16 protein-coding genes are annotated in these 20,049 nt (G+C 64.8%); 11 read left to right on the forward strand and 5 right to left on the reverse strand.

Translation table 11 applies throughout. The features are described from left to right. The first annotated feature begins 13 nt into the window (after positions 1-13). The 4 genes from ACEN8I_RS04095 (at position 14) to ACEN8I_RS04110 (ending at position 4,422) form a co-directional block, all read left to right on the forward strand. A complete protein-coding gene (locus ACEN8I_RS04095; protein WP_413326575.1) occupies positions 14-2,086 on the forward strand; it encodes a two-component system sensor histidine kinase NtrB in 2,073 nt (690 codons plus the stop codon). A 9-nt stretch (positions 2,087-2,095) separates the two neighbouring features. Continuing rightward, positions 2,096-2,722 carry a response regulator transcription factor gene (locus tag ACEN8I_RS04100; RefSeq protein WP_413326577.1) on the forward strand — a complete coding sequence of 209 codons (627 nt, stop codon included), beginning with the start codon at positions 2,096-2,098 and terminating at the stop codon, positions 2,720-2,722. Between the two features lie 106 nt (positions 2,723-2,828). Further along, the gene (locus tag ACEN8I_RS04105) at positions 2,829-4,076 is read left to right on the forward strand and encodes a murein transglycosylase A (protein WP_413326579.1); all 1,248 of its coding nucleotides are present in this window, start codon (positions 2,829-2,831) and stop codon (positions 4,074-4,076) included. A gap of 19 nt (positions 4,077-4,095) precedes the next feature. After that, positions 4,096-4,422 (forward strand): hypothetical protein, encoded by a 327-nt coding sequence (locus ACEN8I_RS04110; protein WP_413326581.1) that lies wholly within the window; start codon positions 4,096-4,098, stop codon positions 4,420-4,422. Positions 4,423-4,430: 8 nt separating this feature from the next. Here the strand turns inward: ACEN8I_RS04110 and ACEN8I_RS04115 are convergent, their stop codons facing one another. Beyond that, a complete protein-coding gene (locus tag ACEN8I_RS04115) occupies positions 4,431-5,090 on the reverse strand; it encodes a hypothetical protein (RefSeq protein ID WP_413326583.1) in 660 nt (219 codons plus the stop codon). A 189-nt stretch (positions 5,091-5,279) separates the two neighbouring features. On the opposite strand from ACEN8I_RS04115, the gene ACEN8I_RS04120 reads away from it, so the two are divergent. After that, positions 5,280-5,678: a hypothetical protein gene (locus ACEN8I_RS04120; RefSeq protein WP_413326585.1), complete on the forward strand. Its 399-nt coding sequence runs from the start codon at positions 5,280-5,282 to the stop codon at positions 5,676-5,678. Between the two features lie 15 nt (positions 5,679-5,693). Here ACEN8I_RS04120 and ACEN8I_RS04125 read toward each other — a convergent pair whose 3' ends face one another. Continuing rightward, on the reverse strand, positions 5,694-6,167 hold the full coding sequence (locus tag ACEN8I_RS04125) for an Lrp/AsnC family transcriptional regulator (protein ID WP_007870093.1): 474 nt from the start codon (positions 6,165-6,167) through the stop codon (positions 5,694-5,696). Positions 6,168-6,350: 183 nt separating this feature from the next. On the opposite strand from ACEN8I_RS04125, the gene ACEN8I_RS04130 reads away from it, so the two are divergent. The 5 genes from ACEN8I_RS04130 (at position 6,351) to ACEN8I_RS04150 (ending at position 16,189) form a co-directional block, all read left to right on the forward strand. After that, positions 6,351-9,917 (forward strand): indolepyruvate ferredoxin oxidoreductase family protein, encoded by a 3,567-nt coding sequence (locus ACEN8I_RS04130; protein ID WP_413326587.1) that lies wholly within the window; start codon positions 6,351-6,353, stop codon positions 9,915-9,917. Between the two features lie 209 nt (positions 9,918-10,126). Next, a complete protein-coding gene (gene yajC, locus ACEN8I_RS04135) occupies positions 10,127-10,468 on the forward strand; it encodes a preprotein translocase subunit YajC (RefSeq protein ID WP_036839126.1) in 342 nt (113 codons plus the stop codon). Between the two features lie 105 nt (positions 10,469-10,573). After that, positions 10,574-12,451: a protein translocase subunit SecD gene (secD, locus tag ACEN8I_RS04140; protein WP_413326589.1), complete on the forward strand. Its 1,878-nt coding sequence runs from the start codon at positions 10,574-10,576 to the stop codon at positions 12,449-12,451. Positions 12,452-12,490: 39 nt separating this feature from the next. Then, entirely contained in the window at positions 12,491-13,444 is a 954-nt protein-coding gene (gene secF / locus ACEN8I_RS04145) for a protein translocase subunit SecF (RefSeq protein WP_413326591.1), read from the forward strand. 27 nt (positions 13,445-13,471) lie between these two features. Continuing rightward, entirely contained in the window at positions 13,472-16,189 is a 2,718-nt protein-coding gene (locus ACEN8I_RS04150) for a DUF1631 family protein (RefSeq protein WP_413326593.1), read from the forward strand. A gap of 51 nt (positions 16,190-16,240) precedes the next feature. Here the strand turns inward: ACEN8I_RS04150 and ACEN8I_RS04155 are convergent, their stop codons facing one another. The 3 genes from ACEN8I_RS04155 to ACEN8I_RS04165 all read right to left on the reverse strand — a co-directional run bounded on the left by ACEN8I_RS04155 (position 16,241) and on the right by ACEN8I_RS04165 (position 19,239). Beyond that, a complete protein-coding gene (locus tag ACEN8I_RS04155; protein WP_413326595.1) occupies positions 16,241-16,756 on the reverse strand; it encodes a DUF494 domain-containing protein in 516 nt (171 codons plus the stop codon). A gap of 77 nt (positions 16,757-16,833) precedes the next feature. Then, positions 16,834-17,937: a DNA-processing protein DprA gene (gene dprA / locus ACEN8I_RS04160; protein ID WP_413326597.1), complete on the reverse strand. Its 1,104-nt coding sequence runs from the start codon at positions 17,935-17,937 to the stop codon at positions 16,834-16,836. A gap of 78 nt (positions 17,938-18,015) precedes the next feature. Beyond that, on the reverse strand, positions 18,016-19,239 hold the full coding sequence (locus ACEN8I_RS04165) for a LysM peptidoglycan-binding domain-containing protein (RefSeq protein ID WP_413326599.1): 1,224 nt from the start codon (positions 19,237-19,239) through the stop codon (positions 18,016-18,018). Positions 19,240-19,469: 230 nt separating this feature from the next. Between ACEN8I_RS04165 and def the strand changes: the two genes are divergently transcribed. Continuing rightward, complete coding sequence (def, locus tag ACEN8I_RS04170; protein WP_413326601.1) at positions 19,470-19,991, forward strand: peptide deformylase; 522 nt, start codon at positions 19,470-19,472, stop codon at positions 19,989-19,991. The last annotated feature ends 58 nt before the right edge of the window (positions 19,992-20,049 follow it).

The raw sequence follows: 20,049 nt of genomic DNA on the forward strand, positions 1-20,049 counted from the left end.
GGAGCCGCCGGGCGTGAAATTTCCGCGCATCAACGTGAGCCGGGCCAGCCGGCGATGGGCGCTGTGGGCCCTGCTGGTGGCGCTCGTCGTGGCCTTGCTGGGCATCCTGGTCTGGCTGGCGGGACGCTATGAGTCCAGCATGGTGCAAAGCCGGCTCGAGCACGACGCCGCCGAAACCGTCACCGACATCCGCTCGGGCCTTACGCGCAACATTCAGACTTTCCAGGCGCTGCAGTCCGGCGAGCGCACGCCCGGGGCATGGCATGCGCCGGCCGCCGAAGTGCTGCGCGAGCACCGCGAGATCATGCGGCTCGAGTGGCGCAGCGAGTCGCTGGACGTGCTGGCCTTTGTCGAAACACCGTACCGCACCTCGGTGTTCGAGCGGCTGGGCAGGGCGAGCATGCAGGCCGACGTGGCCCTGACCTGCACCACGGCCCGGCGCCTGAGCGGCTCGGCCTATTCCACCAGCTATTTCATGCCGCAGCCCGACGGCCTGGGCCTGGAGGTGCTGGACATGTGCCTGCCCATCGTGGTGGGCGGCCGCCTTGCGGGCTATACCGTCGCCACCTATTCGCTGCAGGACATCCTGGGCGAACTGGTGGGCCGGCAGCTGGCGCGCGGCGTGGGCTTGTCCTTCACCGAGGCGGACGGCACGCGGCTGGCGCTGCACGGCGTGCCCTCGCGCGGCAACCGTATCTACATCGCGCAGCAGCTTCTGGACCTGCCGGGCAACACGCTGGTCGTACGCATGGAAAGCCGGCTGGGCACACCGGCCCTGTTTCCCAACGTGCTGACCGCGCTGGTGACCGCCATGTCGCTGGCTCTGATGGCGGTGCTCTTCCTGCTGGCCAGGGACATGCGGCGCAGGCTCAAGGTCGAACACGACCTGGGCGAGGCGCTGGCCTTTCGCAAGGCCATGGAGGACTCGGTGCTCACCGGGCTGCGCGCGCGCGACCTGCAGGGGCGCATCACCTATGTAAACCCGGCTTTTTGCAAGATGGTGGGTGTGGAGGCCAAGGATTTGCTGAACCAGAGCTTTCCTTCGCCCTACTGGCCGCCGGAGCTCGCTGGCGTCTACCAGCAGCGCCAGGAAATCCGGCTGGCGGGCAGCAACCTGCCGCGCGAAGGCCATGAGTCGGTGTTCATGCGGCGTGACGGAACGCGCTTTCCGGTGCTGATCATGGAGGCGCCGCTGATCAACGCCGTGGGCAAGCACACCGGCTGGATGAGCGCCATCCTGGACGTGAGCGAACAGCGCCGCGTCGAGGAGCTTTCACGCGCCAGCCAGGACCGCCTGCAGGCCACAGCCAGACTGGCCATGGTCGGTGAAATGGCCTCGCTGCTGAGCCATGAACTCAACCAGCCGCTGGCGGCCATCTCGAGTTACGCCACCGGATCGCTCAATCTGCTGCAGGAAGAAACCGGCGCGGCTGCCCCGACCCCGGCCCCGCTGTCCGAAGACCTGCAGCTGGCCATGCGCCGCATCGCCGAGCAGGCCGAGCGCGCCGGCAAGGTCATCAAAAGCGTGCACGACTTCGTGCGCCGGCGCGACCAGGTGCGCGAGGCGGTCCAGCCGCGCGCGCTGCTCGACGCCATCATGCCGCTGGTGAGCCTGCAGGCCCGCAAGCTCGGTGTGCGCGTCGTGATCGAGGTCGATGAAGCCTGCGAACCCGTGCTGTGCGACCGCACCATGGTCGAGCAGGTGCTGCTCAACCTCTCGCGCAACGGCATGCAGGCCATGCAGGCCCTGGCCGAAGGCGCGCAGCCGGCCGGCGGCGCGGCGCAGGCCGAAAAGGTGCTGACCCTGCGCATACGCCCGGCCGCCTCGAACGCGCACAGCCGCTGGGTCGAGTTCGCGGTGATCGATCGCGGCGAGGGCATTGCCGGGGACGTCGCGGAGCGGCTGTTCACGCCCTTTTTCACCACCAAGGAAGAAGGCATGGGCCTGGGGCTCAGCCTGTGCCGCACCGTGATAGAACAGCACGGTGGTTTCCTCGGATTTGAAGCGGCCGAGCCGCAGGGTACGATTTTCAGTTTCACCCTGCCTGCGGCGCCGGCCCGGGAAGGCGAATCACCGCAAGCCTGAAGGACAGCCATGGAACCGATTCACAATGCCACGGTCTACATCGTCGACGACGACGCCAGCGTGCGCGACGCGCTGGCCTGGCTGCTGCGCTCGCGCCGCCTCTTGAGCGAAACCTTCGACAGTGCCGAGGCCTTCGACGCCCGGGTGTCAAAGGGATTTGAGGTGCGCTCGCCCTCCTGCGTGCTGCTGGATGTGCGCATGGCGGGTTTGAGCGGCCTGGCCATGTTTGAAAAACTGATCGGCTACGGCTTGTTGCCGACCTTGCCGGTGATTTTCCTCACGGGCCATGCCGACGTCCCCACCGCCGTGGATGCCGTCAAGCGCGGGGCCTTTGATTTTTGCGAAAAGCCGTTTTCGGACAATGCGCTGGTAGACCGCATCGAGCAGGCGCTCAAGCATTCCGCCGCGGCGCTGGCGCAGCACAGCGAGTCCACCGGCCTGCAGTCCCGCATCGACGGCCTCACCGACCGCGAGCGCGACGTGATGCGGCTGGTCGTGGGCGGCCTGCCCAACAAGCTGGTCGCGGACCAGTTGGATATCAGCGTGCGCACGGTGGAAGTCCATCGCGCGCGGGTGTTTGACAAAATGGGTGTCAAATCAGCGGTGGAACTCGCCAACCTGTTGCGCAACCTGTAGTGCCGCAGGCCGGGTTTATTTTTTTCGGGACTGCGCGTCGGGCGCCGGCTGTTCCGGGTCCTTCAGTTCGCCATTCTTGCGGCCTGAAAACATCGTCCACCACACAATGAACACCAGCAGCAGCAATGCCCCCAGGGCTTCCAGCAAAAGTAAGGTCATGACATTTCCTTGGATTCCGTCGATACGCGCCGGGCATGAAAGGCGTTCCATGCGCTCCATGCGGATGGGGACAATTATCGCCATCACGGCTTTGCTGGCCTCCTGCGCCAGTCCGCCGTTGCCGCCTTCATCGGCGCCCGGCGAGCCCGCGGCGGCCGGCAGCCGCCCCGGCGATTCCGGCCCCTTGCCCGCGCCCATGCTGCAAGGCAAAAGCCGCTGGGTCGCAGTGCGCTGGGCCGAGCTGCCGGGCTTTGAGGAAGATGCGCTGTTCGAGGGCTGGAACGCCTGGCTCAAGAGCTGCGAGCGGCCGGGCCCGGTGTTTGCGCCCCTGTGCGCCGAGGTCCGACGCCTGAGCATTGCCTCGGCCGAAGCGCAGCGCAGCTGGATGGTGAGCCGGCTGCAGCCCTACCGGGTCGAGAGCCTGCAGGGCGCGGCCGACGGCTTGCTGACCAGCTATTACGAACCCGTGCTCAAGGCCAGCCGCCAGGCCGGCGCTGGCTACGAAGTGCCGCTGTACCGCCCACCGGCCTCGCTGGCCAGCCGCAAGCCCTGGTACTCCCGCCAGGAAATCGATACCCTGCCCGAAGCCAGGGCGGCGCTGCGCGGTCGCGAGATCGCCTGGCTGGCCGACCCGGTCGAGGCGATGTCGCTGCACATCCAGGGCTCGGGCCGGCTCAGCCTGACCGAGGCCGACGGCTCGCAGCGCATGGTGCGCGTGGCTTATGCCGGCTCCAACGAGCAGCCCTTTCGCAGCGTCACCCAATGGCTGCTGGATCAGGGCGAAGGCCGCATGACGGCGCCCTGGGTTGAGTCCACCAAGGCCTGGGCTGCGAGAAACCCGCCGCAGCGCGTGCAGCAAATGCTCTGGAGCAACCCGCGCTACACCTTTTTCCAGGAGCAGCCCCTGAGCGAGCTTGACGCCGCCTTCGGCCCCAAGGGCGCGCAGGGCGTGGCGCTTACGCCGGGACGCTCCATTGCGGTCGACCCGGGCAGCATTCCCTACGGCACGCCGGTGTGGCTGGCCTCGCGCGGCGGGGCCGGCAGCCTGCAAAAACTGGTGCTGGCCCAGGACACCGGCAGCGCCATCGTGGGCGCGGTGCGGGCCGACTACTTCGCCGGCACCGGGCCCGAAGCCGGCCAGTTCGCCGCCCGCATGAACCAGCCGCTGCGGCTGTGGGTGCTCTGGCCGCGTTAAACCATTCCCGGGAGCCATCATGAACAAGCCATCGAACACTTGTGCGGCGCTGCTGGCGGCGGCGGCATTGGGCGGTTGCGCCGGCGGCAACTGGCAAGCCGACGGCCCGCTGTATCGCTGCGAACACGGCATCGAGTTCCGCGTCAAATTCATAGACGACAGCGTGCTGCTGGAAGGCCCCGGCGGCCGGGACGTGCTCCAGCGCGATGCCGGCGGCGAGGGGCCGCAGCAGACGGTGTACAGCAATCCGCGCATGCGCGCTGAATTCGGCCTGGGCGCCAGCGGGCGTGAGGCGGTGCTGCGTTATCCCCTGCTGCCTCTCGTCGCGCGCTGCGTGCGCGACTGAACTCTCTTTTAACGCACGGAGAGGCGGACTTCGACCCGCATCCCATCCCGCCGGGTGGATTGCCGGCTGTCGGTGATGCCGCTGCTGCTGCCGGTGCTCGCGTCGTCAGACTCCGCCACGGTGACCCATTCCCCGAGGCGCACGCTCAGCGACGTGCTGGTGGACGATGAGGACAAGGGCGCCAGCGGCGATGAGCCGGTGCGGCTGGCCTGCCCCGCAGCCAGTTCCAGCTCCACGCTGTCACCACCGTACCAGAGCGGTCGGGCCGAAAAGCCGCTGTTGGCATCGATGAACACGGTGGCCGCCTGGCGTCCCTGTACCAGCCGCAGCGGCTGGCTGTTGCCCACGCTGATGTTGGCGGGGCGTCCGTTGAGCACCAGTATGCGCTGCACCATGTCACGCGCATCGCTGCGCTGGCTGTCCTGCGCCGTGATCTGGGCGGTGGCGCCCGAGCGGCCCGGCTGCAGCACGATCCCGCCCTGCGCGCCCAGGGCACTCTGGGAGCGCAGGCTGCTGCCGGCCTGCCGCACTTCGATCTGCAGGTTCCGCATGGGCAGTGTTTCGGGGCCCGCACCTGAATTGGCCGATGGCTGCGCCAGCAGCCAGGCGGGCGCAAGCATGAATGGCATCAGGCACAAGGCGCAAACGGCGTTTCGGAATTTCGTCATGGTGGCTCCAGGGGCAGGCGAGACAATAAGGCCGAAGGGGGTGGGCGTTGCCGCATGAAAGGGCGGTCCTCATATAAAGTGAAAGTGCCCATCCCGACAAGGCAAGCTAACATGGTACTGAAGTCGGTTGCCTGCCCGCTGTTTCACGCCATCACAGGCCGTGAGCGCCGTGATTAAACCCGTGTCCCCATGAGCCCAAAAATAAAAGTTATCACCTGGATTGTCGGCATTGTTGCCGCGTACGCCGCCAGCGTCGGTGTCGGTGCCTATCGCATCGCCTCCTCGGAAATGTTTCCGCTGGCAGAGAAAGGGCTGGCGGCCTACCTTGACGCCACGAAATCCGGCGAGGCCAACAAGCCGATTCACTTTAAATGGTGGTCGTCCTGGTATTTCAGAAACAACCTGTCGGATGGGCTGGCGCAGTTTTTACTGTGCACCTCCCCTCCCTCGCATTGCCACACCATCATTGCGTACGGGGCCGACGGCCAATGGCACATCAATGTTGACGGCCACATGGTCAATGTCGACAAATGGCGAGCTCCTGCGAACAGTAATCTGGCGAATGCCGAAACGCCGCCCCGGAAATAAAGCCGCGGCTTGCGGTCAGGCCAAGTGCCCCAGCGGCAGTGCGCTGCTGGCCTTGACCTCACCCAATGAAAAACTGGTGTGCAGGTCTTTCACATTGGGCAGGTTGATCAGGTTCTGCAGCGCGAACTTGCTGAAGGCCTCCAGGTCCTGCGCCACCACCTGCAGTTCAAAGGTGCCGGTGCCGCTGATGTAGTGGCATGACACGATCTCCGGCAATTTTTTGATGGCTTCCTCCAGCTGGCGCGTGGCGTCACCGCTGTTGCGGTCGGCGTCCAGGCGAACAAAAGCCAGCACGCCAAGCCCTATCTTGTGGCGGTTGATCTCGGCCCGGTAGCCGGTGATGAAACCGCTTTCTTCCAGCGCCCGCACGCGCCGCCAGCAGGGCGCGGCCGACAGACCCACGCGCGAGGCCAGCTCGGTATTGGTCAGCCGCGCGTCGCGCTGCAACTCATTCAGGATGGCGATGTCAAACTTATCTAATGTTTCCATATTTGCCATTTTGCAGCAAGATTCTTTCTGGAAGTGGGCTAAATAGGGCAAACAAAGCAAAGACATATCAGGGCCGGCGGCATACACTTTGCATGCATATAGAGGGCCGGCCCTAAGCGGGCGGTGACCCTTTTGCAGCTGCCCACAAGGCGGTATTAAAAACAGTCCTGGAGACCCACGAACATGAACGCGCCCCTACCTGAACACATCCGCAAGGCCCTGGAAACCGTCACTCTTGACGATAAATATTCCTTAGGGCACGGCCGCGCTTTCATGAGCGGCGTCCAGGCGCTGGTCCGCCTGCCCATGCTGCAGCGCACGCGCGACGCCATGGCGGGCTTGAACACGGCGGGTTTCGTCAGCGGCTACCGCGGCTCGCCGCTGGGCGGCTATGACCAGGCGCTGTGGGCCGCCAAAAAACACCTGGCGGCGCAGAACATCGTGTTCCAGCCCGGCGTCAACGAGGAATTGGGCGCCACCGCCGTCTGGGGCACCCAGCAGCTGGACCTGTACCCGCAAAGCAAAAAATTCGACGGCGTGTTCGGCATCTGGTACGGCAAGGGCCCGGGCGTGGACCGCTGCTCGGACGTCTTCAAGCACGCCAACATGGCGGGCACCGCGAAACACGGCGGCGTGATCGCGATTGCCGGCGACGACCATGTCTCCAAGAGCTCCACCGCCGCCCATCAGAGCGACCACATCTTCAAGGCCTGCGGCCTGCCGGTGTTCTTCCCGTCCAATGTGCAGGACATCCTGGACATGGGGCTGCATGCCTTTGCCATGAGCCGTTTTTCGGGCGTCTGGTCGGGCATGAAAACCATCCAGGAAGTCGTGGAGTCGTCGAGCTCCATCCTGGTCGACCCCGACCGCGTGAAGATCGTCATCCCCGAAGATTTCGTGATGCCGCCCGGCGGCCTGCACATCCGCTGGCCGGACGCGCCGCTGGAGCAGGAGGCCCGGCTGATGGACTACAAATGGTATGCGGCCCTCGCGTACATCCGCGCCAACAAGCTCAATTACAACGTCATCGCCGGCCCCAAGGACCGCTTCGGCCTGATCGCCAGCGGCAAGGCCTTCAACGACACGCGCCAGGCCCTGGCCGACCTCGGGCTGGACGAGCCAACCTGCCACCAGCTGGGCATACGCCTGCACAAGGTCAACGTGGTCTGGCCGCTGGAGGCCACCATCACGCGCGACTTCGCCGAGGGCCTGCAGGAAATCCTGGTGGTGGAGGAAAAGCGCCAGGTTATCGAATACCAGCTCAAGGAAGAGCTCTACAACTGGCGCGCCGACGTGCGGCCCAATGTGCTGGGCAAGTTCGACGAGCCCGAAGGCGACCAGTCGGGCGGTGAATGGGGCCGCTCCAACCCCAGTGACAACTGGCTGCTGCGCGCCAAGGCCGACCTGACGCCGGCCATCATCGCCAAGGCGATCGCCAAACGCCTGAAGAAACTGGGCGTGCCGGCCGACGTGGTCTCGCGCATGGACGAGCGCCTGGCCGTGATCGAGGCGCGCGAACGGGCCCTGGCCGAAGCCAAGGCTGACACCGGCGAGCGCGCGCCCTGGTTTTGCAGCGGTTGCCCGCACAACACCAGCACGCGCGTGCCCGAAGGCTCGCGCGCCGTGGCCGGCATAGGCTGCCATTACATGGCGACCTGGATGGACCGCTCCACCTCGACCTTCACCCAGATGGGCGGCGAAGGCGTGACCTGGGTGGGCCAGGCGGCCTTCACGACCGACGAGCACATTTTTGCCAACCTCGGCGACGGTACCTACTTCCACAGCGGGCTGCTTGCGATACGCCAGGCCATCGCCTCGGGCGTGAACATCACCTACAAGATCCTTTACAACGACGCGGTGGCCATGACGGGCGGCCAGCAGGTCGGCGAGCGGCCCGAGGGCCACTCGGTGCTGCAGATCATGCAAAGCCTGCGCGCCGAAGGGGTGGCCAAGCTGGTCATCGTGACCGATGAGCCGCAGAAATACGACGGTGCGCCGCTGCTGGAGGGCGTGACGGTGCACCACCGCGACGAGCTGGACCGCATCCAGCGCGAGTTCCGCGAGATCAAGGGCACGACCGCCATCATTTACGACCAGACCTGCGCGACGGAAAAGCGCCGGCGCCGCAAGCGCGGCACCCTGGTGGACCCGGAAAAGCGCGTGGTGATCAACGAGCTGGTCTGCGAGGGCTGCGGCGACTGCTCGGTGCAGTCCAACTGCCTGTCGGTCGAGCCGCTGGAAACCGAATTCGGCCGCAAGCGTCGCATCAACCAGAACACCTGCAACAAGGACTATTCCTGCGTGAAGGGTTTTTGCCCCAGCTTTATCACCGTCGAGGGCGGGCAGCTGAAGAAACCGAAAAAAGAAAAGAAGGGCGGCGCCTCGAGTCTGCCGCCGGTTCCCGAGCCGGTATTGCCCGTGGCGGAAAATGCCTGGGGCATTGTCGTGGGCGGCGTGGGCGGTACCGGCGTCATTACCATAGGCCAGTTGCTCGGCATGGCGGCCCACATGGAAGGCAAGGGCGTGGTCACGCAGGACGCGGGCGGCCTGGCGCAAAAAGGCGGCGCCACCTGGAGCCACATCCAGATCGCCAACCGGCCCGAAGCGATCTACACCACCAAGGTGGATACCGCCAAGGCCGACCTGGTCATAGGCTGCGACCCGATTGTGGCCGCCAGCAAATACACCCTCACCGTCATGCAGCCGGGCCGCACCTATGTGGCCATGAATTCACACGGCACGCCGACGGCGGCCTTTGTGACCAACCCGGGCTGGCAGTTCCCCGGCGGCAATTGCGAAAGTGCCGTCACCTCCGCAGTGGGCGCTGACTTGCTGGGCAGCTTCGATGCCGAAGAGGTGGCGGTGCAGTTGGTGGGCGACTCGATTTACACCAACCCGCTGATGCTGGGCTTTGCCTGGCAAAAGGGGCGTGTGCCCCTGTCGCATGCCGCGCTGATGCGAGCCATCGAGCTCAACGGCGTGCAAGTCGACAACAACAAGGCGGCTTTTGAGTGGGGCCGCCGCTGCGCGCACGATCTGGCCTCGGTGCGGGCGCTGTTCAAGGCCGCGCAGGTTATCGAATTCGTGAAAAAGCCGGCCCTGGCCGAAATGCTGGCGAAACGGGTGGACTTTTTGACGGCCTACCAGAACGCCGCCTACGCCCAGGCCTACCAGTCCTTTGTCGAACAGGTGCGGGGCGCCGAGGCGGTGCTGGGCAAGACGACGCTGACCGAAGCCGTGGCGCGCTACCTGTTCAAGCTGATGGCCTACAAGGACGAGTACGAAGTGGCGCGCCTGCACACGGACACGGCCTTTCTGGGCAAGGTCAACGCCATGTTCGAAGGCGACTTCAAGTTGAATTACCACTTGGCGCCGCCCCTGATCGCCGCCAAAAACGACAAGGGCGAGCTGCAGAAGAAGCAGTTCGGCCCCTGGATGCTGGGGGCGTTCAAGCTGCTGGCTCGCCTGAAGGGCCTGCGCGGCACGCCGCTGGATGTGTTCGGCCGCACCGAAGAGCGGCGCACCGAACGCGCCCTGATCGAGGAATACAAGGCCAGCCTTTCGGAAGTGCTGGCGGGGTTGACGGCCGAAAACCACGCCACGGCGCTGGAAATCGCCCGGATTCCCGAAATGATCAAGGGTTATGGCCATGTCAAGGCGCGCCACCTGGCCGCCGCGCGGCCGCAGTGGGCCGCATTGATGCAAGCCTTTCGTAGCCCCGGATCTACCGTCCAGCGGAAAGCGGCCTGAGCCCGACTGGGCCTTTCCTTCCCCGTGAGGGGCCCCGCAGCAAAGCCCGCGGCGGCCCTTTACGCGTAAAGCCGGCTTGAAAAGCCCCTGGCGCGCGCCAGTTACCCCTTGGGGCGATTGCCCCGCCGCATACAATCGTGGACTCTGTACGCCGTCCGTGCCGGACGGCGCGCGCGCCAGTGTGTTTTTATTATGTTGTGGAGTTAGCCGTGTTCATTTCTTCCGCCTTTGCCCAAACCGCTCCCGCTGCAGCCGCAGGTGGTGACATGATGTCTTCGCTGACGGGCATGCTGCCCTTGGTGCTGATGTTTGTGGTGCTGTATTTCGTCATGATCCGCCCGCAGATGAAGAAGCAGAAAGAGCACCGCGCCATGATCGACGCGCTGGCCAAGGGCGATGAAGTCGCGACGGCTGGCGGCCTGCTCGGCAAGGTGACCAAGCTGGGCGACGCTTACCTGACCCTGGAACTGGCCCCCGGCGTTGAAGTGCAGCTGCAGCGCAGCGCCATCATCCAGGTCCTGCCCAAGGGTGCGATCAGCACGGCCAAGTAAGTCTTCAGGGCCCTGTGAGGACTCACGGGGCTTTTCGGTATATCGGGGCTGCTGCTTGATGCGGGCGCCCCTTTTGTTCATTTGCCCACCAGGAACAGCCCTCTCATGAATCGTTACCCGGCCTGGAAGTACGCCATCATCGTGGTCGCGCTGCTGATCGCGGCTTTGTACACGCTGCCCAATTTCTTCGGCGAAGCGCCCGCGGTGCAGGTGTCCAGCGCAAAATCCACCATCAAGGTTGACAGCACGACGCTGGCCAAGGTCGAGCAGGCGCTGAAGGACACCGCCATCGCGGCCGACGCCATCACGCTCGAAGGCAGTTCGATCAAGGCGCGTTTCGGCGACACCGACACGCAGCTCAAGGCCAAGGATGCCATCCAGAAAGCCCTGGCGCCCGACGCGAACGACCCGGCCTACGTGGTCGCGCTGAACCTGCTGTCGCGCTCGCCCGCCTGGTTGACCTCGCTGCACGCTTTCCCGATGTACCTGGGGCTGGACCTGCGCGGCGGCGTCCACTTCATGCTGCAGGTGGACATGCAGGCAGCGCTCACCAAACGCGCCGAGTCCCTGGCCGGCGACATCCGCCTGTCCCTGCGCGAAAAGAACATCCGGCACGGCGGCATCAGCCGCAACGGCCAGGCCATTGAAATCAGGCTGCGCGACTCCGCCACCCTGGCCTCCACCAAGGGGCTGATCCAGGACCAGTTCGCCGACCTGCAGACCGTTGATGCGCCGGACGGCACGGAATACAAGCTGACGGCCTCCATCAAGCCCGAAGCCGCGCGCCGCATACAAGACCAGGCGCTCAAGCAGAACATCGTGACGCTGCACAACCGCATCAACGAGCTGGGCGTTGCCGAGCCGGTGATCCAGCAGCAAGGCATAGACCGCATCGTGGTGCAGTTGCCCGGCGTGCAGGACACGGCCAAGGCCAAGGACATCCTGGGCCGCACCGCCACCCTGGAAATGCGCCTTGTGGACGACAGCGCCGAGGCCCGGGCCGCCGCGAGCAATACCGGCGCTGTTCCTTTCGGCGACGAGCGCTTCTTCGAGCGCAACGGCCAGGCGGTGATCGTCAAGAAACAGGTGATCCTGACCGGCGAAAGCCTGACGGACGCGCAGCCCGGCTTTGACTCGCAGAACCAGCAGCCCAAGGTGGACCTCACGGTCGATGCCAAGGGCGGGCGCATCATGCGCGACACCAGCCGCGAGAACCTTAAAAAGCGCATGGCCATTTTGCTGTTCGAAAAAGGCAAGGGCGAGGTGCTGACGGCGCCCGTCATCCAGGGCGAGCTCGGCAACCGCTTCCAGATTTCCGGTTCCATGAGCGTCGTCGAGGCCAATGACCTGGCGCTGCTGCTGCGCGCCGGCTCGCTGGCCGCGCCCATGGAAATCATCGAGGAGCGCACCATAGGCCCGACCCTGGGTGCCGACAACATCTCCAAGGGCTTTCACAGCGTGTCCTGGGGCTTTGTCGTGATCGTGGCCTTCATGGCGGCCTATTACATGCTGTTCGGCCTGTTCTCCGGCCTGGCGCTGGCTGTCAACCTGTTGCTGCTGGTGGCGGTGCTGTCCATGCTGCAGGCGACCCTGACGTTGCCCGGCATGGCGGCCATGGCGCTGGCGCTGGGCATGGCCATCGACTCCAACGTGCTGATCAACGAACGCGTGCGCGAGGAACTGCGCAACGGGTCGTCGCCGCAGGCGGCCATCCACGCGGGCTACGAACGGGCCTGGGCCACCATCCTGGACTCCAACATCTCGACGCTGATCGCCGGCCTGGCGTTGCTGGCCTTCGGTTCCGGCCCGGTGCGCGGCTTTGCGGTGGTGCACTGTATCGGCATCCTGACCAGCATGTTCTCCGCGGTGTTTTTCTCGCGCGGCCTGGTCAACCTCTGGTATGGCCGCCAGAAAAAGCTCAAGTCGGTTTCCATCGGCACCGTGTGGCGGCCCGCCGCCTCCGGCGCGGTGGCGACCAAGTAATCCCGGCCTTTTCTCCCCCGAGTTTCCCAAGGACCCCAGATGGAATTCTTCAAAATCCGGCGCGACATCCCGTTCATGCGGCATGCCCTGGTTTTTAATGTCATCAGTTTTGCGACCTTCGCGCTGGCCGTCTTCTTCCTGATCACGCGCGGCCTGCACCTGTCGGTGGAGTTCACCGGCGGCACCCTGATGGAAGTCAACTACACCCAGGCCGCCGATGTCGGGAAAATCCGTGACACCGTGGCCGGCCTGGGATTCGCCGACGTGCAGGTGCAAAACTTCGGTACTTCGCGCGACGTGATGATCCGCTTGCCCGCCCAGAAGGGCGTGAGCACCGCCCAGCAAAGCGACAAGGTGCTGGCGGCCCTGAAGGCGGCAAGCCCCGAGGTGACGCTGCGCCGCACGGAGTTTGTCGGCCCGCAGGTCGGCGAAGAGCTGGCCCACGACGGCCTGAAGGCGCTCGCCATGGTGGTGTTCGGCATCATGGTTTACCTGGCCTTCCGTTTTGAATGGAAGTATGCGGTGGCGGCCATCATCGCCAACCTGCACGACGTTGTCATCATCCTGGGCTTCTTCGCGTTCTTCCAGTGGGAGTTTTCGCTGGCCGTGCTGGCTGCCGTGCTGGCGGTGCTGGGCTATTCCGTCAATGAGTCGGTGGTGATCTTCGACCGGATTCGCGAGAACTTCCGCCGCTACCGCAAGATGAACACCATAGAGATCATCGACAACGCGATCACTTCAACCATCAGCCGCACCATCATCACCCATGGCTCGACCCAGATCATGGTGTTGTCCATGTTGCTGTTCGGCGGCCCGACGCTGTTTTACTTCGCCCTGGCGCTGACCATAGGCATCCTTTTTGGTATTTATTCCTCGGTTTTTGTGGCTGCCGCGATCGCGATGTGGCTGGGCATCAAGCGGGAAGACCTGGTCAAGGGGCCGGCCAAAAAAGGAGAGGATCCGAATGACCCCAATGCAGGGGCTACGGTGTAAGCTATAGGCTAATCACCCAGGGCGGTCGTGCCAAGCAACAAAAATAACAGTCTTCTGGTCGAGCAGGCTCGCGCGCTGTTTACGGAGCGTGCAGCACGGATATTGCCCGTGCTGGCCAAAACCATTCAAGACAAGCTGTCTGCGCTGGTCGACCAGCCGGGCAGTGCCCGCGACATGCAGGAGCGGCGGGACGGCTGGCTGGCCTTCCAGAAAAGCGGCGATGCCTGGGTCCGCGGCACGATCGCCGCCTGGGCCAACGCGCAGACCATCCCTGCCGCCAACTCACCGACCCGTTTCCTGGACAGCGGGAAATTCGAATTGATGGATAACGACGTGATGGAGGACAAGATCCTCGCCTCGCGTCTGGCCTTGCGCCTGCTCGATTTCGCGAGTTGGGAGCTCAACGACCTTCGCTTGCGCATCCAGAACCTGGAGGGAATCACCGAACTCCACAAGCAGGACATCCTGCGCCCCGAAGTGCTCGCCCAGCACCTGGTGGAGCAGTGGGGCAAGGCCGGCCTGCCGCGCGAGGTCTGGCTCGCGGTCCAGAGCGGCATCCAGAAAGACATGGGCGAGCACCTGCTCGAAACCTACCATGCCACCAATGAATTCCTGGTGCAGCAGGGCGTGATGGCCGAGATCGACCTGAGGCCGCTGGTCAAGCGCACGCCTTCGGCTGCCGGCACCGGTGCTCCCGCCAAAACAGCGCCTGATGCGCAAAAAGGAAAAGCCCCGCAGGGTGACGGCAATCCGGGTGGGTCAGGCATGGGCGGTGGCGGTGGTGCGGGTTACGGCGGTGGCGGTGGCGTTTCAGCTTCCTATGGAGAATCCGCAGGCGGAGGCTCATCATCATTCGGTGGCCGAGGCCCGGGTCTCTCGAGTGGCGGCCGTGGTGGTGGCAACGCTCGCGGGGGCAGCCCCGGCGCCGCTTCACCCAGGGGTGGCACCGGCTCCCCCTATGGCGGTACGGGAAGTGTTGGCGCCGGCGGGGGGGGGGCGCGAGGTGCAAATGCTGCGGCCGGTGGTGGCGGTGGCGGTGTGCAAGGTGCTGGACGCTTTGCGTCCGGTGGCGCGGCGGGTTCTGGCGGCGTGGGAAGCGGCACGGGTTTCCAGGGCAGCCCCGGCAACATCGGCAATGGCGCTGGTGGCACCGGCCAGCCCAACGTAGCAAAAGGTCACGAAGCCACAACGGGTCCCGGCCAGGGGGTGTACGACGAAACCCGCTTGCAGACCGCGACCACGCCCCTGGCCCGGGCGCGTATGCGTGCCCAGGGCGTGATGGGGCAACTTAAACGCCTGCTGTCAAACCAGGCGGCGGGCTTCGACGATACGCGTCCCAGCCAGGCCTCGCCGCAGCTCGCGCAGGCCATGGCCAGTGTGGAGCGTGTGCAGGAAACCGGCGGGGAACGCACGCTGCTGGTGGATGCGCCGGGGCAGGTCTACGGCCAGGCGCAGGTGGACCATGCCGTCGGCGTCTTGCGCGAACGCACCACCAAGCTCAAGGAGGCCGCGTCAACCTCCTCCGAGAAGGCGACGATCGAAATCGTGGCCCTGATGTTCCAGAGCATCCTCGCGGAAGACCGGATTCCCGCAGTGATCCGTGTCTGGTTCGCGCGCCTGCAGATGCCGGTGCTGCGCGTGGCGATCTCGGAGCCCGAATTCTTCGAGTCCCTGCAGCATCCCGCGCGCCGGTTGATAGACCGCATGGGTTCGTGCGTGCTTGGCTTCGACGTCACGGTGGCGGGCGGCGTGCTGGAAGCCGAGATCAAGCGCGTTGTACAAGTGATCGAGCAATACCCCGAAACCGGTCGCCGGGTGTTCCAGCTCGTCTACGATGAATTCGACAAATTCCTGTCCCGGTTTCTTTCGGAGCACGGCAACGCCGCTCGTGTGGTGAGCGTGGCCCAGCAGGTCGAGCAAAAAGAGACCATGACCATCCAATACACCATTGAGATGCGCAACATGCTCAATGACATGCCGGTACGCGATGAAATCCGCGAGTTCCTGTTCAAGGTATGGGCCGAGGTGCTGGCGATCGCCGCCATGAAGAACGGCCCGCAGCATGAAGAGACTCTCACGCTCAAGCGGGCCGCCGCCGACCTGGTATGGGCGGCAAGCGCCAAGCCCAACCGCAATGACCGCGCGCGCGTCATCGCCGACCTGCCCAAGCTGCTGCAGCTATTGCGCCTGGGAATGTCCATGCTGGGCCTGAGTGTCGCCGACCAGGATGGGCACCTGAAAATCATCAGCGATACGCTGGCCGATGCTTTCATGTCCAAGACCGACGCCATTCCCGTGGAGAAGGTGGAGGCCATGGCCAAGCGGCTCACCAACCTCGAGGATTACCTGTCCGACGAGGATGTGGGAGACCTGCCTCTGGACACCGACAGCCTGGTGACCATGATAGGCATAGACGCCACCGACATCGAGGTGATCGCCGACGGCGGCAGCCACCCCACCGAGGCCATGCGCGCCTGGGCCAAGGAATTGCAACTGGGTTCCTGGTTCAGCCTGGACCACAACGGCAAGGTCAGCCATGTGCAGTTCGCCTGGTGCAGCGGCCGCAAGCAGCTGCACTTGTTCGCCTCCGCCGACGGCCGCAATTTCCTGATCCAGGCGCGACGCCTGGCGGCCTATCTGCAGGCAGGCTTGCTGGTGCCGACGGAAGAAGAAGCGCTGACGGTGCGCGCCACGCGCGATGCGCTGGCCAAGCTGGACGCCAATCCCGAGCGACTGCTGGGCTAGGCCTTTAATTTCCGCATTGGGGGGCGGCCCCTGGCGCGCGGCGTTCAGCGCTCAGTGGGCCAGGCGGAACTCCGTGTCGTCGCACAGCTCGTCGAGCACCAGCGCGTCGGGCTCTTCGCCAAAACTCCAGTACACCATGAGGACGATGATTTTGAGGTCGTCCAGCGTCACCGGGTCGCCCGGGGCCGCCATGGCGCGGTCTATGACGATCTCGCGCATGTGCGGCGGCAGCACGCCGGAGGATTCGAGAAAGCTCACAAAACCCAGGCTTTGCGCGCCCAGATGCACCTGCTCGGCGACGGAGTACACACGCAGGCTGGCGGCTGATTGCGGCTGGATGGCGGAAGCGCTTGCGGGGGATTCACCGCTTGCCTGCGGGGCCTTGGCCGGCAGGCTGATCTGCGTGCCTTGGGCAGCGACATTCAGGCCGTCGAGCCAGACAAGGGCTGCCTGGATTTCCTCGGCATCGAATCCCGCCGCGGTGAGTTTGCGGCTCAGTCGGTGGAGTTCGGGGCAAGCGTCACCTTGCCAGTAATTCTCGTAGACGTACACCAGTACTTCAAACATGCACCCAATATAACGCAGATGTTGCCGGCCGTGTCAAACCTCGAGGCCAGGGCCCGCGCGTGCGGAAACTGCCGGCGTCAGCCGGTGACCAGGCGCTGGAAAAGCCCGCCGGGCAGGCGCACCACCTGCCCGCACAGCTCAAGCTCCAGCAGGCTGGCCTGTAGCCGCGCAGTGTCCAGGCCGGTGCGCGCCTGCAATGCGTCGAGGCTCACGGGGTCAAAGCCCAGGGCCGCAACCAGCGAGTTACCGGCGTCCGGTGTCGCCGCCGCATCGTTGTCGCCGTCAGCGTGGAATCCGTTAGAGAGGTTCAGCTCTTCCAGTACATCCTGCGCGAGTTCCACCAGCTTGGCGCCCTGCTTGATCAGCGCGTGGCAGCCGCGTGATTGGGGCGAGTGAATGGAGCCGGGAATCGCAAAGACCTCCTTGCCCTGCTCGGCCGCCAGCCGCGCCGTGATCAGCGAGCCCGATTGCAGCGCAGCCTCCACGACCAGCGTGCCGCGCGCCAGGCCCGAAATAATGCGATTGCGCCGCGGGAAATTGCCCGCCAGCGGCGGCGTGCCCAGGGGAAATTCGCTGACGATCATGCCCTGCTGCGCGATCCGGTGCGCCAGCGTAAGGTGCTTTTTGGGATAAACCCTGTCCAGGCCGGTGCCTACCACCGCAATGGTCTCGCCGCCGCCCAGCAGGGCGCCATCGTGCGCCGCGCCGTCAATGCCCAGGGCCAGCCCCGACACCACGCAGAGCCCGACGGAGCCGAAGGCCTTGGCGAACTGCCGGGCGTTGGTTTCACCCTGCGGCGTCGGGTTGCGGCTGCCCACAATGGCGATGCAGGCCGCCGCCGGCTTCCCGGCCAGCGTGCCCAGCATGTAAAGCATGAGGGGCGGATCTTCGATGTCGAGCAAGGCCGCCGGATAGGCGCTGTCGCCCAGCACGGCGACCCGCCTGTCGTCGCCGGCCTGCAGCCATTCGAGGGTGAGCTGCAACTGGGCCGCCAGCCCCGGCGGTTCCGTCAGAATGGCTTTGGCCAGCTTTTCAGTGCCGAGTTGCTTGAGGGCGGCCGCGCTCTGACCAAAGACGGCCTGCGCCGACCCGAAGGCGGCCAGCAGCTTGCGCGCGGTGTCGTTTCCTACACCGGGGGAAAGCGTCAGCCGTAACCAGGCCTGAAGCTCTTGGGTATCCACGTCAGTCGGGGGATTTTGCGGAGGGAGGGCGGCTGTCGGTGGGCCGCGCCGCGGCGCGCCCTGCCGCAGGCTGCGCCCTTAGTTCGGGTTGGTGAAGCGGTCGCCGACCTTCACGCCGTCGGTGATCTGCAGGATCAGCGCGTAGGAGAGTTTGTCAAAAGTGCGGAACACCATCATGAGGCCGTTGCGCTCATTGGGGAGCTTGATCTGGGGCCGCGCGCTGTCGGTCTTGTCGGCCAGCCGCTCGCCATCCTTGAGGATGGCCATGACGTGGCCGCGCTCAAGGCCGTCCGCGGCGCCCCGGTTGATCACCACAACCTGGTTTTCCGCTGCATTCGCCACAGCGCTGCCGTAAATCGAAACGATCTGGCCGGTGATCGGGGTGGCGGGCGCATGCGGGACATAGCTGACCAGCTCCCGAGCGGGTTCAGGGAGCAGGCGGTCTCCCACTCGCATTTCTTCCTTGGTGGCCACGATATCGATGGTGGCAGGCACGATTTCCGCTTGCGGCTTGCCGTCCTTGCCCGGTACTTGTGCGACGGATTCGCCGCGCATCAACTCGGCCTTGCCGATGTATTGCGCCTCATAGCCCAGGATTTGCTGGGTGGTCGGGTCTTTCAAGGGGGTGGCATTGCGGTAGACGCGGTAGTCCAGTGGTTGGCCCTTGGCATCGCTCAAAGGGGTGCCGGTGGGCACGCCTCCCACGTATTCGCCGCGCGCATAGGCGCGGTCACCGCGGCTCAGCAGCACGCGGCCTTCCTGGGCGGCGACGATGCGGGGAGCCCTGGAGAAGGTCGCGTCGTCCACCAGGACGGCTTCCGAGAGGAAGGGTTCGATGGCATTGGGCGACAGCGTGGGAATGGAGCTGTCGGCCATGCTTTCAAAGCGCGTGCGGGGCGAGACGCGCACCGTGTCGGTCGGTGGGCCGTCGCTGGAGGCCTGGCGCGTGCGCAGGGTGGCGCGGCCGCCGGTTTTGTCCAGGTACAGGTGCTGGCCTGGGTAAATACGGTGCGGGTTGCGGATGTCCTGCAGGTTCATGCCCCACAGTTCCGGCCAGCGCCAGGGGCTTTTGAGGAACATGCCCGAGATGGCCCACAGGGTGTCGCCGCGCTTGACCGTGTATTCGTCCGGGGCGTTGGGGGCGAGTTCGCTGAGGGGGATCCCGGTCTGGGCCACCTGTGTGGCTGTTGCTTTTTGGCCCGGTGTGATGGGGTAATTCTGGGCATGCAGACCGCCGGCAATGCCCAGAAGGGCGGTGGCGGCTATTGAAATTTGACTGAAACGACCAAAAATTGTTTGCATCTTTGTAGGCCTTCGGCGCTTTTAGGGGATTGGCACGACGCGATCCGCAGCGGAATCAGGCGGAAAAGGCCGTGTCATATCTTGATAAATTACTAACGATTTTGTACCTAAGCCCTTGATTAAGCAACGAATACGCGATTCTGGGAATATCAGGATGCCGAAAAACCGAGAAAAGTGGCGAAAATAGCGACATCTCCCCCTCGGGCCTTCATTTCCCCTTGCTTTCCCCCATGAGCCAGCTGACCATTCTTCGTTACCCCGACCCCCGCCTGCACACGGTGGCCAAACCCGTGGCCGCCGTTGATGCACGCCTGCGCAAGCTGGCCGACGACATGTTTGAAACCATGTACGAGGCTTCCGGCATAGGCCTGGCCGCTACCCAGGTCAATGTCCATGAGCGCCTGATCGTCATCGACGTGAGCGAAGAGCGCAACCAGCCCATGGTGCTGATCAACCCTGAAATCCTCTGGGCCAGCGAGGAAAAGCGCGTCGGCGACGAAGGCTGCCTTTCGGTGCCCGGCATTTATGACGGGGTGGAACGTTCCATCGCCATCAAGGTCCAGGCCCTGGACCTCGACGGCAAGCCCCAGGTGTATGAGGCCGAGGGTATGTTGGCGGTCTGCATCCAGCACGAAATGGACCACCTGCTGGGCAAGGTGTTTGTGGAATACCTTTCTCCCCTGAAGCGCAACCGCATCAAGACCAAGATGATCAAGCAGAAAAAGGACGAGGAGCGCGAAGCCGCCGGTTGAGCGTTCACGGCCGGCTTGCGCGATACGCGGGGCTTTGCCGCCGCTACCCGGGATTTTC

The organism is Polaromonas sp. CT11-55 (genome assembly GCF_047303325.1).
Lineage (GTDB): Bacteria > Pseudomonadota > Gammaproteobacteria > Burkholderiales > Burkholderiaceae_C > Polaromonas.